At 60.2% G+C, this 14207-nt stretch carries 15 protein-coding genes; 4 read left to right on the forward strand and 11 right to left on the reverse strand.

Features of this window, described 5'->3' with window-relative positions; genetic code table 11:
• Positions 1–3: 3 nt before the first annotated feature.
• Positions 4–909 (reverse strand): siderophore ABC transporter substrate-binding protein, encoded by a 906-nt coding sequence (locus ACU0FH_RS13635; protein ID WP_446195184.1) that lies wholly within the window; start codon positions 907–909, stop codon positions 4–6.
• Positions 910–1041: 132 nt separating this feature from the next.
• Here ACU0FH_RS13635 and ACU0FH_RS13640 point away from each other — a divergent pair, with 132 nt between their 5' ends.
• The 3 genes from ACU0FH_RS13640 to ACU0FH_RS13650 all read left to right on the forward strand — a co-directional run bounded on the left by ACU0FH_RS13640 (position 1042) and on the right by ACU0FH_RS13650 (position 2801).
• Positions 1042–1335, forward strand: coding sequence for a DUF2218 domain-containing protein (locus ACU0FH_RS13640; protein ID WP_446195185.1), 294 nt, complete (start codon positions 1042–1044; stop codon positions 1333–1335).
• 168 nt (positions 1336–1503) lie between these two features.
• Positions 1504–1830, forward strand: coding sequence for a hypothetical protein (locus tag ACU0FH_RS13645; protein ID WP_446195186.1), 327 nt, complete (start codon positions 1504–1506; stop codon positions 1828–1830).
• A gap of 119 nt (positions 1831–1949) precedes the next feature.
• Complete coding sequence (locus tag ACU0FH_RS13650; protein ID WP_446195187.1) at positions 1950–2801, forward strand: efflux RND transporter periplasmic adaptor subunit; 852 nt, start codon at positions 1950–1952, stop codon at positions 2799–2801.
• Between the two features lie 86 nt (positions 2802–2887).
• Here ACU0FH_RS13650 and ACU0FH_RS13655 read toward each other — a convergent pair whose 3' ends face one another.
• A complete protein-coding gene (locus tag ACU0FH_RS13655; RefSeq protein ID WP_238369279.1) occupies positions 2888–3517 on the reverse strand; it encodes a DnaJ domain-containing protein in 630 nt (209 codons plus the stop codon).
• Between the two features lie 106 nt (positions 3518–3623).
• On the opposite strand from ACU0FH_RS13655, the gene ACU0FH_RS13660 reads away from it, so the two are divergent.
• On the forward strand, positions 3624–3881 hold the full coding sequence (locus ACU0FH_RS13660; protein WP_446195610.1) for a BolA family protein: 258 nt from the start codon (positions 3624–3626) through the stop codon (positions 3879–3881).
• A 204-nt stretch (positions 3882–4085) separates the two neighbouring features.
• Here ACU0FH_RS13660 and ACU0FH_RS13665 read toward each other — a convergent pair whose 3' ends face one another.
• From ACU0FH_RS13665 to pepN, 9 genes are all read right to left on the reverse strand, one after another.
• Entirely contained in the window at positions 4086–4601 is a 516-nt protein-coding gene (locus ACU0FH_RS13665; protein ID WP_446195190.1) for a DUF4177 domain-containing protein, read from the reverse strand.
• Between the two features lie 62 nt (positions 4602–4663).
• Positions 4664–5134 (reverse strand): thioesterase family protein, encoded by a 471-nt coding sequence (locus tag ACU0FH_RS13670; protein WP_446195191.1) that lies wholly within the window; start codon positions 5132–5134, stop codon positions 4664–4666.
• Positions 5131–6144, reverse strand: coding sequence for a tetratricopeptide repeat protein (locus ACU0FH_RS13675; protein ID WP_446195192.1), 1014 nt, complete (start codon positions 6142–6144; stop codon positions 5131–5133). The genes ACU0FH_RS13670 and ACU0FH_RS13675 overlap by 4 nt, the downstream gene beginning before the upstream one ends.
• Positions 6145–6418: 274 nt before the next feature.
• The gene (locus tag ACU0FH_RS13680) at positions 6419–7240 is read right to left on the reverse strand and encodes a hypothetical protein (RefSeq protein WP_446195193.1); all 822 of its coding nucleotides are present in this window, start codon (positions 7238–7240) and stop codon (positions 6419–6421) included.
• A gap of 181 nt (positions 7241–7421) precedes the next feature.
• Positions 7422–8933 carry an Asp-tRNA(Asn)/Glu-tRNA(Gln) amidotransferase subunit GatB gene (gene gatB, locus ACU0FH_RS13685; RefSeq protein ID WP_446195195.1) on the reverse strand — a complete coding sequence of 504 codons (1512 nt, stop codon included), beginning with the start codon at positions 8931–8933 and terminating at the stop codon, positions 7422–7424.
• Positions 8934–9002: 69 nt separating this feature from the next.
• The gene (locus tag ACU0FH_RS13690; protein WP_446195196.1) at positions 9003–10307 is read right to left on the reverse strand and encodes a hypothetical protein; all 1305 of its coding nucleotides are present in this window, start codon (positions 10305–10307) and stop codon (positions 9003–9005) included.
• 169 nt (positions 10308–10476) lie between these two features.
• A complete protein-coding gene (locus ACU0FH_RS13695) occupies positions 10477–10908 on the reverse strand; it encodes a hypothetical protein (RefSeq protein ID WP_446195197.1) in 432 nt (143 codons plus the stop codon).
• The gene (locus ACU0FH_RS13700; RefSeq protein ID WP_446195198.1) at positions 10905–11645 is read right to left on the reverse strand and encodes an SDR family oxidoreductase; all 741 of its coding nucleotides are present in this window, start codon (positions 11643–11645) and stop codon (positions 10905–10907) included. Before ACU0FH_RS13700 ends, ACU0FH_RS13695 begins: the two co-directional genes overlap by 4 nt.
• Positions 11646–11648: 3 nt before the next feature.
• Entirely contained in the window at positions 11649–14201 is a 2553-nt protein-coding gene (pepN, locus tag ACU0FH_RS13705) for an aminopeptidase N (RefSeq protein WP_446195199.1), read from the reverse strand.
• Positions 14202–14207: the final 6 nt, after the last annotated feature.

Below are 14207 nucleotides of genomic sequence, written 5' to 3' on the forward strand. Positions count from 1 at the left end.
AGATCAGGATTCAGGCCCCAGCGCCTCGATCAACTGATCGAGCGTGCGGTTCAGTGCGGTATACCCGCCACCCGCAATATAAATCTCGCCGGGCGAGAGATAGATGACCTGATCGTTCTGCCACGCGGTCGTGCCGTGGATCAGCGCATTGTCCAGCGTCGACCGCGCGCCTTCGACCGCGCCGCCGATGGCCTGCCCGCGGTCGATCACGATCAGCGTATCGGGGTTCTTGTCGGCGATGTATTCGAAGGTGATCGCCTCGCCGTGGGACGAGGTATCGATGTCATCCGCAGCCTCTGGCCAGCCCAGCGTCTTGTGCAGCCAGCCGAACCGGCTCTCGCCGCCGAACACCGACAGTTTCGGCCCGTTGGTCATGACGATCAGCGCCGTTCCTTGCCCTTTGACAAGGGCGCGGGCAGTTTCGGTCTTGTCGCGCAGGACCTCGGCCATCTCGGCGGCTTTTTCTTCGGTGCCGGTCAGCCGGCCATAGGTCTCAATCCGCTGCAGCCCGTCGCCGATTGCATCCAGACCGATGCTCATGTCCAGCACCGGCCCGAAATTGCTCAGGTTCCTGCCCTGCGCGATGGATCGCGTCCCAAGGATGATCGCATCCGGTCCCAGCGCCGCGATCTGCTCGAAATCGGGTTCGAAAAGCGTGCCAACCACGGGCAGTTCGCTTTCCACATCCGACAGGTAGCCCATATGCGTCGGCGCGACGATCCCGGCAGGTTTCACCCCCAGCGCCGTCAACGTGTCGATCGCGGGCACATCCATCGCAAGAATGCGCTCGGGACGCTGCGGCAGTTCTGCGAGGCCGGTGGCGGTTTCCACGGTGATCGGTTCGGCCAGACAGGCCGGGGCGCAAAGCGCCAGAGCCGCCAGAGTGTTACGCAGCAGGGCAGGGATCATTGGCAAGGCCTCCGGACTGGAACATGAACCGGCAGAGCGTCGCCGGGTTCGGATTGACTGTCGGTTAGGCGCTTGCGACGGGAGGGTCAAGAAAATAACTTACAGAAAGAATCGGATTTCAAAGGAGTGACCATGCTTTCCGCGTCAGCACGTTTTGAAACGCCCAATGCGTCCAAGTATCTCAAACAGCTTTGCAAGCACTTCGCGCATAAGGTCAGCGTGGAATACGATGATACCAACGGAAAAGCGGCCCTTCCGCCCGGTCCTGCAAAGATGCAGGCCGATGACGCGGCGCTTTTGGTGACAGTCACGGCTCAGGATGAAGAGGGCCTCGAACGGGCAAAGTTCATCATCGACGACCACCTGTCGCGCTTCGCCTTTCGCGAGACTCCGGACCTGAACTGGGAAGAACCGGCCACGGTCTGAGCCGCTCATTACCCTTTCCAATGACATGTGCTTTGCCTGCTTTGGTGGCGGCGCAGAACTTGGCGCAAATACATTTCTCAACTTAAGGTGTCTTGACACAACCTTAAGGTGAATACGATGGTCAGAGCGTTTCAATACCTTTCTTGAATCGATTGCACTGGACATCTCATGAAACACCTGACTTTCGTACCGCTCCTCCTGGGCCTTTCCGCCGCCCCCGCTTTCGCACAGGATTCCTGCCCTTGGGCTGGCGGCGAATACTCGTTCCGCGATCACGGCATCTACGGCGATTTTGTCGTCAACGCCGATTGCACCGAACTGGTATGGAGCCGGATCGCCGACAGCGACGAAACCACCGCAATGGAAAGAACCAACGACGGCTGGAAAGGCTCTCTCTCCAAGGCGGATTTCGTCCTGCTCGAAAATGGTCGCAACCTGCGCATCACCGGTGTGGGCGGGGCGACCCGAAACAGCAACGCCGAGCGTACCAACTGACGCAACCCCGGCTGCGTCCCACACCCGCCAACCGGAACACCGGCAGGTCATGCCCGATCCCGAGGGCCTGTCCGTCCGGCTGGCAAAGCATCGTCGCCCGTCCCCCGGCGGAGGCTCGCATGAAAAGAGCTGCCAGTGTCCTTGTCTCCCTCGCCATGCTCGCATGCCCGCTTCCTGCATGGGCGGATGAGCAGCCCCTCTACACAGGTTATGTAGAGGCGCTGAACCGGGTGGATGTGTCCGCCCAGATCGAAGGCGTCGTGACCGAGATACATTTCGAACCCGGCGAAACGGTCGCCGAAGGCGTGCTTCTGTTCACCTTCGACAAGGCAGAATTCTCCCAGCGTCTGCGCGCGGCCCGCGCTGTAGCACAAAAGGCCGAGGCCATCCTTGAAGACGCGGAAAATGAACATGACCGCAACCTCATCCTCAAGGAACGCGGGAACGTATCCGACACGCGCTATTTCAAATCCAAAGTCGCCCTGTCGGTTGCCTCGGCGGCCGCAACCGAGGCCAACAGCCGGCTCGAAGCCGCCCAGATCGACATGCGCCGCACCGAGGTCCACGCGCCGATCTCAGGGATCATCAGCAAGCCCTTCGTCAGCCGTGGCAGCTTCGTGGAAACCGGGCGCAAAGGGGTGCTGGCCACCATTGTCCAGCTTGATCCGGTGCGCATCGCGTATGAAATTCCTTATCCCGAACGACTGCTGGAACTTGGCGTCACCGATCTGAGCAGCATCGATTCCTATGCCGACACCGTGGATCTGGTCGTGCAACTAGCGCCGGGCTGGGACCATCCCGCGCTTGCCGAACCTACCCATCTCTCTGCCGACGTGTCCCGCGAAACGCGCAGTCTGACCGCTTGGGCGATCGTGGCAAACCCCACCCATACGCTACGCCCCGGCATGCAGGTCTTCTTGCGCCCGCTCGGCCCCGAAGCCACCCGGCCAGAGACAATCGCAAATGAATAAAGGGGTTTGACGAAGCGGAAGCCAAAGAAAAAGGCGCCCGCAGCCCCCTGCGCGCGCCTGTCCGAAGTACATTCTGATCCCAAAGATCAGTCTTTGAAGTTGCGGCTCACCTTGATCTGGTCCCATGCCCAGACCACCTGCTGCAGCTGTTCTTCCTGCGACCGGTCGCCGCCGTTCATATCCGGGTGCAGCACCTTGATCAGCGACTTGTAGGCTTTGCGCACCTCGGCCTTGGTCCAGTTGTCGCCCGCCTCGAGGATCTCGACCGCGCGGCGTTCGGTGGGGGGCAGGCGGCGCTGGGTGACACCGCCGCGCTTGCCTGGGTTCTGCGTCGCATTCGCGCCAAGTACCTGATGCGGGTCCTCGATGCCCAACCGCGCCCAGGCGCGGGCTTCCGGATCGCTGATCGGCTTGGTCGCGCGTTCCCAGACCTTGTCCTTGGTCTGTTGCGCGTTGATCTCTGCCTCGGTGGTTCCGTCAAAGAAGTTCCATTTGAGGTTATATTCGCGCACGTGCTGTTGGCAGAACCAGAAATAGTCGTCCAGAACGTCAGGCGCCTTGGGGGCGCGGAACTTGCCGGCCTCGGTGCAGCCGGGATGTTCGCACTGGCGCACCGAGGTTTCGGAGGCGCCGGACATGCCGCGACGGCCACGCGGGTTCTTTTTCTTGGCCGACGACACGGACATGTCGAAGCCGAAGGGATCAGGTTTAGTCATGGAGCTTTCCTTCCCGGCGCATCTTTTCGACTCGGAGACCGGAGTTTAGAGTATGTCTCGTCAGATAGAAGAGGGGGCGGCGAATTTTTTGCCGCAAAAGAGTGAAATGAATGTGACTGAAACAATCCGGACCCGTCTCGAGGCAGCCTTTTCACCAGATGCTCTCGAAGTGGTCGATGACAGTGAGAGTCATCGCGGGCATGCCGGTTTTCGTGAGGGGGGCGAGAGCCACTTCAATGTGATGATCCGGGCAGAGGCATTCAAGGGCCAGTCCCGCATTGCGCGGCATCGCGCCGTCCATGCGGCGCTTGGTCCGGAACTGGTGAGCAGTATCCACGCCCTGTCGCTCGATATCGGCGTCTAAGCCCTGTATCGACCGGCCCGATGCGCGTGGGGGCTGCGCGGGCATCCGAAGACATTTGAACAACGCCCCTGCATTAAACGAAGAAAGAAACAGCCCCCGTCAAAAGCAGCGGGGGCCGATTCTTTTAATCTCTGTCTCAAGGTTCAGGCACACAGCAGCTTACGCAAGAACCGCAACGACCTGCGGCACAGCATCCCGCGAAACTTACTCCGACTTGTCTTTCTTGACGTCGGGCGTGCTGCGGCGAACGACCTTTTCTATGCTGGTCAGCGGCGATTCCTTGACCGCATCTTCCTCTACCTCCGCCAGCGTCTCGGGCGCGCCAAAGGGTACGGGCCGTGCCGAGGGAACCTCGTCTTCCTCCGACCCACCACGCTTTGCAGGTCCCACGGGCACACTTGCCTCAGGCACCGGTGTCGCTGCCGCTGCAAAGGCGGAGGCGCCGCGTTCTTCTACCGTTTCTCCCGACGCATTGCCCGCCGCGCCGCCCTTGGCCCGACGGAATACCAGCACGTTGCGCCAGTTTGTCACCGATCCGGTCAGCCCGCTGCGTTCCTCGCTGGGAAGCAGTTCCGCGCGCAGGTATTCCCATCCGCCCGCCGCCAGCCGGTTCAGCTCGGCCTCGACCGACAGCGCGAACCGCCCCTCGGCTGTCTTGACCCCCTTGGCCTTGGTTCCCTTGCCGGGGGCCGGCACCACCTTGTATTCGTATATGGGCATTAAATCGTCCTGACGCTGATAACCCGCGCAACCTAACCGCAAATCTCACCGGGCTAAAGAGCCTAACGCTGCCGGAGCTGCACCTTGCGCCCCGCGCCCTCGGGCATCGGCAGGCCCGCATGATCCCGCGCCATTTTTGCGATCTTTTCCTGCACGTCGCCGGGGAAGGGGGCGACCTTCGGCCCTGACTGGTCGATCGACAGGTGCAGCGACTCTCCGCTCGCCGCCAGCCACCCGTCCTCGTGGAACAGCTCCTGATAGGAATGGATGCGCTTTTCGTCATGCGCGAGCAGCTGGAACGTGCTGTAAACCCGGTCGCCCTCATGCAGCTCGCGGACATAGCGGATGTGAAACTCCGCCAGAAAGGTCGTCATCCCCCGCTCTTCGCGATAGCCCGGCCCCAGCCCGAAATCCGCCCAGACATCATCCACCCCCAGATCGAACAGCACCGAGTAATAGGCCATGTTGAGATGGCCGTTATAATCGATCCACTCCGGTTTCACGGTGAGAAAGCTGGATTTGAATGGGGTCATGCAGAGGGGCCTTTTCGCAGGTGGTTGATGTATCCGAGTTGTTGGTCGGCCATCCCCAGATACTGCGTCGCATTTCCTTCTGCAAACACCTCCCGCGCAGCCCGCACATGTGCCTCGGCCCGATCCAGATGCGTCGGGTCGCCGGTTTTATTGAAAAACGCGATTTCGAGGCGTCCTAGGTTACCTTTGGTCGTAGCCCAATCCAGCGGAAACTTTTCACGTGTGTATTCTTTCAGCGCTGCGCAAAAGCATGCGCGGGCATCTTCCAGACGTTCCGTGCCGCGTTCGTGTTCCCCCAAAGCTCTCAGCGCATTGCCGAGGTTGCTTTTTGTCATGGCCCATTCAAGAGGCGCTTCTTCGCGCGTTCGTTCCTCAAGCGCAGCCCGGTAAGCAAAGACCGCCTGTTCTAGCAACGTCGGCTCGCGGTATCGTTGCCCAAGGGCATTCAAAGCAGTGCCGAGGTTGTTTTGCGTTATGGCCCAATGTCGAGGCACTATTTCCCGTGTGCGCTCCTCCAGCGCGGCGCGAAAGGCGGTGACGGCCTGTTCCAGCCTTTGCGTGTCGTTTTCGCGCTGCCCTAGCGATTGCAGCGCATTACCTAGGTTATTCTGCGTCTTGGCCCAGTCAAGCGGCTCGGTTTCGCGTGAGAATTCATCAAGCGCGACGCGATGCGCTGCGACGGACTCTTCCAGTCTTGCAGTTCCCGTTTCTCGTTTTCCGAGCGACCAAAGCGCAATACCCAGATCGTCCATGGCGATGCCGGTCTCATATGGGCTCGTCGCATACTTCGAGCATGCGCGAGACAATTCGATTGCGACTTCGAGTTCAAAAATTGAGTCCTCGCGACGAACTGGGCCAACCCAATCCATCGATACTGATCGCAGGGCATAAAACCGCGCCTCTTGATCAGGATATTCGATCTCGATCTTTTCGACTTCGCAGGTTGCGGCGTCAATGGCAGATCGTTCCTTCACCGCTTGCGCGATCCTCTTGTCGAGCAGAGAAAGCATTGCCGCCTTTTCTTGTTTAGTCCTCGCGCTCCTTAGTGAGTTCGCCTTCATTACAGCCGTTTGAATTGGCTCCCAGCCTGACCCAGATGCAATTCTATAATTATTAATCGTAGCATTGCTAACGTCGATCCCTTCTAGGCTGTCTTCCCTTAGAATGGAGTTCCTGAAGTTCGCTCCCCTATAAAAAGTTCGATGGTCATGTCCAGCTATTTCAGCGAGCTCCTTCAAATCGTCAGAGTCTGACTGCAGGATTTTTATAACTTTTTGTATCCAATCAGTCATCGCTGTCCTCGAGGATTAGTTTGTCAGCAATGAGTAATCGAGCGTGCTTTTCTCCTAAATCCGGGATGTCGAGAAAGCCGGCTTTCTCAAGCTCCGCTTTAATAAGTTGCTCTGCAGCCGCCAAGTTCACATCACTATTTTTCTTTCTTCTAAACCGGCTCTGTTTTTCCGTATCTTTTTGCTCTAGATCAAGGATTTCGATGTCTTCTCGCCGGCATCTCACTTCTATGCAGATAGTGACTTCTTCTTGGTTGGGAACCAAGTCCGAAGTCCGTTTAACTGAAAACCTGGGTTCGGCCTCCGCTTCCCAAGGGGCGCCATAAAGGTACTCATCGGATGCCGGTGTTATCTTAATTTCCCACGCGGGATGAGAGTCGGGCGTAGTGAAATGTTGCTGTATCAGGCGTTGCACAGATTTATTTTGACGTATTTGAAATTCTTTTTCCTGCGAAAATTCGCCAGAGGCTCCGATTTTTGATTTAAGTAGGTCTGCGCTCAATTCTGATATAGCTTGAGCCTGCGCTGTGCTTTTGGTGGCTACTGTTTCTTCAATTTGTACTGGGTCGGCGAAGGATTTTTCGCGTTGAATGCTTTTTTTGATCACCTTGAGTGGTTGATCGGGTCCTATCTTGACTACTACTTCTGCTCGTTTGAGTGCGATCTTGAATCTAATTGGAACTGTTGGGTCTTCACCGAATGACCCATTCCTGAAGACTACGTCAACGTGGACTGACGCGACTCCGCTGTCATCAAATTTACCGATCCACCCATCTAATGAGACCGCTTCCCAAAGAGCTCTAGTTCTATTGTCCATTCAATTGCCTCCTCGGTCACCCTGACGCTAATGCGCAGCGGTCGCCCGGGCAACACCCCGTTCACACACCTTTCCCATCCCCTGACAACAGGAGAAGGGGGAATGTCAGGAGTCCGGAAAATGTCAGACGGCTGATGTACGGGGGGTGTACAGGGGGTGCACAGATGTCACCCCCCGGAAATCACAGTCCCAGCTTGGCCGAAACCAGATCGTTGACGGCCTTGGGGTTGGCCTTGCCGCCGGTGGCTTTCATCACCTGACCGACGAACCAGCCCGCCAGTTTCGGGTTGGCCTTGGCCTTTTCGACCTGCGCCGGGTTGGCGGCGATCACCTCGTCCACGGCGGCCTCGATGGCGCCGGTATCGGTCACCTGTTTCAGGCCTTCGGTCTCGACGATCTCTTCCGGGTCGCGGTCAGAAGTGTAAGCGATATCAAACACATCCTTGGCTATCTTGCCGCTGATATCGCCCTTGGAGATCAGCGCGACGATCTTGGCCAGACGCTCGGGCGCGATCGGGCTTGTCGTGATGTCGTGCCCGTCCTTCTTGAGACGGCCGAAAAGCTCATTGATGACCCAGTTCGCGGCCAGCTTGCCGTCACCGCCTTGCGCGACCTTTTCGAAATAACCAGCGGATTCCAGATCGGCGGTCAGCACGCTGGCGTCATAGTCGGCCAGGCCGAAGTCATTGATGAAGCGCGCTTTTTTCTGGTCGGGCAGTTCCGGCAGGTTGTTGGCGATATCGTCCACCCAGGCCTGCTCGATTTCCAGCGGCAGTAGGTCGGGGTCGGGGAAATAGCGGTAGTCATGCGCTTCTTCCTTGGAGCGCATCGACCGGGTTTCGTTTTTGTCCGGGTCGTAGAGCCGGGTTTCCTGATCGACCGAGCCGCCGGCCTCGACAATAGCGATCTGGCGGCGCGCCTCGTATTCGATGGCCGCCTGAATGAACCGCATGGAGTTCATGTTCTTGATCTCGCAGCGCGTGCCGAGATGCGAAAAGTCCTGCGTTTCCTGATACTTCTCGTACTGGCCCGGGCGGCAGATCGACACGTTCACGTCAGCCCGCAGGTTGCCGTTCTGCATGTTGCCATCGCAGGTGCCGAGGTAGCGCAGGATCTGGCGCAGCTTGGTGATATAGGCAGCGGCCTCTTCGGGGCCGCGGATATCAGGGCGCGACACGATCTCCATCAGCGCGACCCCGGTGCGGTTCAGGTCGACAAAGGACATGTTGGGATCCATGTCATGGATCGATTTCCCGGCGTCCTGCTCAAGGTGAATCCGTTCGATCCGCACAAGGCGTGCGATACCGTTCCCCATATCAACCAGAACTTCACCTTCACCGACGATAGGATGGTAGAGCTGTGAAATCTGGTAGCCCTGCGGCAGATCGGGGTAGAAATAGTTCTTGCGGTCAAAGGCGCTGACAAGATTGATCTCGGCTTTCAGACCAAGACCCGTGCGCACCGCCTGCTCGACGCAGAATTCGTTGATGACCGGCAGCATGCCCGGCATCGCCGCGTCGACAAAGGCCACGTTGGAATTGGGCTCGGCGCCGAACTGGGTCGAGGCGGCCGAGAAAAGTTTCGCCTTGGAGGATACCTGCGCATGGACTTCCATGCCGATCACCAGTTCCCAGTCGTGCTTGGCCCCGGCGATCACCTTGGGCTTGGGGGTCTCGTATGTCAGGTCCAGCATCTGAATGGCCTCTTGTCCGCTTGCTTGGCAGGGGTTCTAGGCCAGCCACGGGGTCAGAGCAAGGGGGCGTCAGGTCGCGTCATAACGTGGACCCTGCGGGGTAAAGGTGATATGCGCGCCGCGCCCGATTTCCTCGCAGAAAAGCTCGCCGATCGCTTGAAGCGCAAACCGCTTGCCACGCGCGGCAAACCGGTTGACCGAGGTCACGCGCAGGTTGTTGTCAAACCCGGTCAGCGCATGGGCCCAGACCATCGGGTGGACTTCGGTGAGGTGGTCGCGGATCAGCCAGTTGGCGCAATCGGCAATTTCGGCGCGGTTCTGGTCGGCAAGGGCGCTGATGCCTTCCCCCTGCCGGATGGCTACGGCGCAGAAGGCGGCCAGAAGATTGATCATTTCCTGCTCGGGATGGGTCGCGATAATGTCGTGCAGCCCGTCGATGAAGAAATCCAGATCGACCTGCTCGCAGGCGACCTCGTCCAGCGCCATCGCATCGAAATAGACCCAGGTGTAACCGCCAGCCCCCCATATATCCTGCGTCCGGGCCGCGGTGCGGCGCGCCTGAAGCTCAAGCTCGTCATAGGTGCCGAACCAGCGCGGCAGCAGGTGGCAGCCAAGGGCGCGCATGTGGCGGTGGTTGTTCGGGTCGAGATCGATCAGGTCTTCGTAATCGTCGCTGACCCGAGCGCCCGCATCGGCCTGACCGACCAGCAGGGCACATTGCGTCGCGGCAACCATGGGACTGTCCAGTTCCAGCCCGTTGAACGGGGCCATCAGCTTGGTCGCACGTTCGAAATGCGCCAGGCAGCGTTTGCGGTTCAGCGGCGCGATTTCATCCTGACCGGTTTCGCCGCGCCACGCCCAGCCGATATCCAGATGCGCCTGCGCCACCAGTGCGGACATATGCGGGTCGTTACCCAGTTCGCGGCGGGCGATCTCAAGGCCTTTAATGCCTTCGATCAGGGCGCCGTCGCGCGGGGCGCGTTCCTCGCGCAGCGCATGTTCGGCAGCCAACACCACGTCGCTGCGCGCACCAAAGGCGAGAAGCTCGGCAATCGGGACACCACCGGGCGTGCATTCGCGTTTTTCATCCGCCAGCCGCATTTCGCGGGCGAGGTCTTCCCAGCGTTCCTGCCGTGCAAGGAACTGGCCACGCTCCTGTGCCGCGCGCCACGCGGTGTCATCCGGCGCCTTGTCGCGAACCGGAATCGTCAGATGTTCTTCGTAACGGGGCGAGGGCAGGGCATATATCGGCGCCGGTTCATCGTCCGCCATGTTCGCGGATCGCTTGGATCTGGCGGCCAGCCACAGCGACTCCAACGCCGTGGTGACAGAGATAAAGAGGCGATCCAGCCAGGGCAGTAACAGCTTGAACATGGGTAATCCGAACACGAGGTAACACGACACTTGGTCCGGTTTATGCAGGTGATTTCAGGCGCAAAAATGGCAGAGCTAAGATGTTTGCAGCGTTCCTTTGGGCCTTTTGCAAGGCAGGTCAAAAGTTGGTTAACGCTATGAAAAGAAAAGGGTTAACTAAAATTCGATGTCAAAATACGGTAAAATGATGCCGTTCGATCTGCACGTTTCGCAGGGTCAATTCGGCGGCCATCCGCCGATGGGGCGGCAACGCCTCGGGTGGGAGCCGCAGTGATTTGCCATCTCGTGTCAGAATTGTGACGCGCACCGATAGGTCCCAGCGGGTATCCATGCGGATTCGGTCGATCTGGGCGAGGGCGACATTTCCGTCCAGCCTGCCGGAGAACCATTCGAGGTTTTCGTCGCTCAGGATGATCCCGGCGGCGGGGTTGCGCCAGAGATCCCAGAGCGCGGGCAGGGTGAACAGGGCGACGGCGCCGATCAGCCAGGGCGCGGCGTCAAAGGCGATCAGCAGCAGGCCAAGCACACCATAGACGGCGACCAGCGCCAGAACCGCACGGCGCGACCGTCCGTGGCGGGTAAAGCGATAGGGCGCGCTCACCGCCCGCCAGAGACGTCCAGAAAGGCGCCGGTCACATAGCTGGCCTGATCGGACAGCAGGTACAGAACGGCATCGGCAACCTCTTCCGCCCTGCCGACCCGTTTCATCGGAACATTCACGGCCAGCCGCTCGGCCCGGTCGGGTTCGCCACCCTTGGCGTGGATTTCGGTTTCGATCAGACCGGGGCGCAGGCTGTTCACGCGGATATTGTCGGTCGCGACCTCGTTCGCCAACCCCTTGGTAAAGGTGTCGATGGCAGCCTTGGAAGCAGCGTAATCGACGAATTCATTGGCCGACCCAAGCCGCGCCGCAACAGAGGAGATATTGACGATGGACCCGCCGGACCCCTGCGCCTGCATACGCAGCACTGCCTCTTTCGCGGCCAGCATCGCGCCGATCACGTTGATGTCGAACATGCGGCGCAGACGGTCATGGGTAAAGTCCGTCACGCGGGCAGCCATATCGACCACGCCCGCATTGTTCACCAGCGCGTCGATGCGGCCGAAATCGCGGTCGACCGCCGTGAACAGCGCCTCGATATCCACGGGTTTGGCCACATTGGCCTGGTAGATCTCGGCCCGCGCCCCGGCTTTGCGGGCATCAGCAGCCACCGCTTCGGCGGCGGCCTGGTTGCCATTGTAGCTGAGCGCCAGATCATAACCGCGCTCGGCGGCCAGCCGCGCGGTGGCGGCACCGATCCCGCCGCTCGCCCCGGTGATGAGACAGACCGGACGCATGGCTCAGGCCCCCAGAATGCGCGAGACCATCTCGGTCGTGTCGCGCGACAAGTCTGGCTGGGCGGCGATCCGTTCCAGCGCGGCGCGCATCTGCCCCTGCCGCTCTGCGTCATAGCGTTTCCATGTCTGGAAGGCGGTACACATGCGCGCCGCGGTTTGCGGGTTGACCGGGTCAAGCTTGATCAGCCAGTCCGCCAGCAGCGCATAGCCCGCACCGTCGGCGGCGTGGAAACCCGCATGGTTGCCGGTCAGCGCGCCCAGCGTCGCCCGGAACCGGTTCGGGTTCTTCCAGTTGAAATCCTTGTGCTCCGTCAATGCCTTGGCAGCACCGACCGCGCGGTCCGGCGCGGCGTTCAGCACCTGCAGCATGAACCATTTGTCGATCACCAAACGGTCGCCCTGCCATTGTTCGTAGAATTGGCGCAGCGCATCCTCTCCCTTGCCCGCCCGCACGAGGCAGGAGAGGGCGGAGAGTTGCAGCGTCATGTTGTCCGCTTCGGCATATTGACGCGCGGCTTCCTCACCACCGTCCAGCCGAGTCAGCAGCGACAGCAGCGCGCCGCCGAGCGACCGCTTGCCGGATTGTTCGGCATCGGGGCGATAGGGGGCTTCCACGCGCATTTCTGCCATCAGCCCCGGCAGATCGTCCTGCAGCTTTTCCGCTAGAGTCTGGCGCAGCGTTTCGCAGGCGTTCCAGATCGCCATCGGGTCGGGCGTATGACCGGATTCGGCCTGCGCGGCGGCAAGCTCGGACTGGCTGGGCAGGCCCAGCATCAGCGCGCGATAGGCCGGGTCAAGGCTGCTGTCCCGCGTCACGGCGACGATCCCGTCAAGATAGGCGGCATTCGGGGCCGCCCCGCCAAGCGTCATGTCGTTCAGCGTCTCGAGCGCCAGTGTCCGGCCCGCTTCCCAGCGGTTAAACGGATCGGTGTCATGGGCCAGCAGAAAGGCGCGCTCGGCAGTGGTGGTTTCGCGCTCAAGGATCACCGGCGCGGAAAACCCGCGCAGGATAGAGGGCACCGGTTTCGCGGAAAGGCCGCTGAATTCAAAAGCCTGCGTTTCCTCGGTCAGTTCCAAAAGCGTGGTTTCCACGACCTCGTCTCCATTCGGCCCGATCAGGCCAACGGCAATCGGGATGACCTGCGGTTGCGGTGCAGGGCTGGCCACGCTGGCCGGGGTCGATTGCGTGAAGGTCAGTCGGTATGTACCGTTCTCCCAATGCTCGGTCACCTTGACGCGCGGCGTGCCCGCCTGCGAATACCAGCGCTTGAACTGGGTCAGGTCGCGACCGGTCACATCCTCGAAAACCTTGAGCCAGTCCTCGATGGTGCAGGCCTGTCCATCATGGCGCGCGAAGTAGAGATCCAGCGCCTCGGCATAGGCGGCGTCCCCCACCAGCCGTTTCAGCATGCCAATCACTTCGGCGCCTTTCTCATAGACGGTCGCGGTGTAGAAGTTATTGATTTCCTGAAAACTATCCGGCCGGACCGGGTGGGCGAGGGGGCCGTTATCCTCGGGGAACTGGCGCGCGCGCAGGTCGATCGTATCGCTGATCCGTTTGACCGGGGCCGAGCGCATATCCGAGGTGAACTGGCTGTCGCGATAGACCGTCAGACCTTCTTTGAGACAAAGCTGGAACCAGTCGCGGCAGGTGATGCGGTTGCCGGTCCAGTTGTGGAAATATTCATGCGCGATGATCGCCTCGATCCGCTCGAAATTCATGTCGGTCGAGGTTTCCGGGCTGGCAAGCACGGCAGAGGAGTTGAAGATGTTCAGCCCCTTGTTTTCCATCGCGCCCATGTTGAAATCATCCACGGCGACGATGTTGAAAATGTCGAGGTCGTATTCACGGCCATAGACATCCTCGTCCCATTTCATCGACTTCTTCAGGGCCTCCATACCAAAGGCGCATTTGCCTTCGTCCCCGGGGCGCACGTAAAGGTTCAGCGCCACGTCGCGCCCGCCGATGGTGGTGAAGCTGTCGGAATGGGCCACCAGATCGCCCGCGACCAACGCAAAGAGATAGGCGGGCTTGGGCCAGGGATCATGCCATTCGGCCCAGCCGTCACCGGATTTGCCCGGGTTGCCGTTCGACAGCAGCACCGGCAGGTCGCCGTTGATGCGCACGGTAAAGACGCTCATCACGTCGGGCCGGTCGGGGTAATAGGTGATCTTGCGAAATCCCTGCGCCTCGCACTGGGTGCAATACATGCCGTTGGACATGTAAAGCCCTTCCAGCGCGGTATTGCCCGCGGGGTCGATCTCGACCTCGGCCTCCCAGACAAAAGGCGCATCCGGCGCGTCGCAGCTTAGCCCCTCGGCGGTGCAAACCGGGTTGACGTCCTTGCCGTCGATCTTGGCACTGATCAGCTTCAGCTTTTCGCCATCCAGCCAGAACCGGCGGTCGGCAGCCTCGGGGTTGGGCGAAAATTCGATCCGGCTTTTGACGCGGGTGGCATTGGGGGCGAGGTCAAAGGTGAGATGCACGGAGTCGACCACGTAGCCGAAAGGCTTGTAATCCTCGAGATACACTGTGGTCGGCGCGGCGTCTTTCATATCCAA

This window comes from Heliomarina sp. (assembly GCF_052826185.1).

Coding starts and splice junctions, on each gene's coding strand:
- ACU0FH_RS13660 (WP_446195610.1), top strand. CDS start 3,624: ATGAATGTGACTGAAACAATCCGGACCCGTCTCGAGGCAGCCTTTTCA.
- ACU0FH_RS13665 (WP_446195190.1), bottom strand. CDS start 4,601: ATGCCCATATACGAATACAAGGTGGTGCCGGCCCCCGGCAAGGGAACC.
- ACU0FH_RS13650 (WP_446195187.1), top strand. CDS start 1,950: ATGAAAAGAGCTGCCAGTGTCCTTGTCTCCCTCGCCATGCTCGCATGC.
- ACU0FH_RS13655 (WP_238369279.1), bottom strand. CDS start 3,517: ATGACTAAACCTGATCCCTTCGGCTTCGACATGTCCGTGTCGTCGGCC.
- ACU0FH_RS13640 (WP_446195185.1), top strand. CDS start 1,042: ATGCTTTCCGCGTCAGCACGTTTTGAAACGCCCAATGCGTCCAAGTAT.
- gatB (WP_446195195.1), bottom strand. CDS start 8,933: ATGCTGGACCTGACATACGAGACCCCCAAGCCCAAGGTGATCGCCGGG.
- ACU0FH_RS13690 (WP_446195196.1), bottom strand. CDS start 10,307: ATGTTCAAGCTGTTACTGCCCTGGCTGGATCGCCTCTTTATCTCTGTC.
- ACU0FH_RS13680 (WP_446195193.1), bottom strand. CDS start 7,240: ATGGACAATAGAACTAGAGCTCTTTGGGAAGCGGTCTCATTAGATGGG.
- pepN (WP_446195199.1), bottom strand. CDS start 14,201: ATGAAAGACGCCGCGCCGACCACAGTGTATCTCGAGGATTACAAGCCT.
- ACU0FH_RS13670 (WP_446195191.1), bottom strand. CDS start 5,134: ATGACCCCATTCAAATCCAGCTTTCTCACCGTGAAACCGGAGTGGATC.
- ACU0FH_RS13700 (WP_446195198.1), bottom strand. CDS start 11,645: ATGCGTCCGGTCTGTCTCATCACCGGGGCGAGCGGCGGGATCGGTGCC.
- ACU0FH_RS13675 (WP_446195192.1), bottom strand. CDS start 6,144: ATGCTTTCTCTGCTCGACAAGAGGATCGCGCAAGCGGTGAAGGAACGA.
- ACU0FH_RS13635 (WP_446195184.1), bottom strand. CDS start 909: ATGATCCCTGCCCTGCTGCGTAACACTCTGGCGGCTCTGGCGCTTTGC.
- ACU0FH_RS13645 (WP_446195186.1), top strand. CDS start 1,504: ATGAAACACCTGACTTTCGTACCGCTCCTCCTGGGCCTTTCCGCCGCC.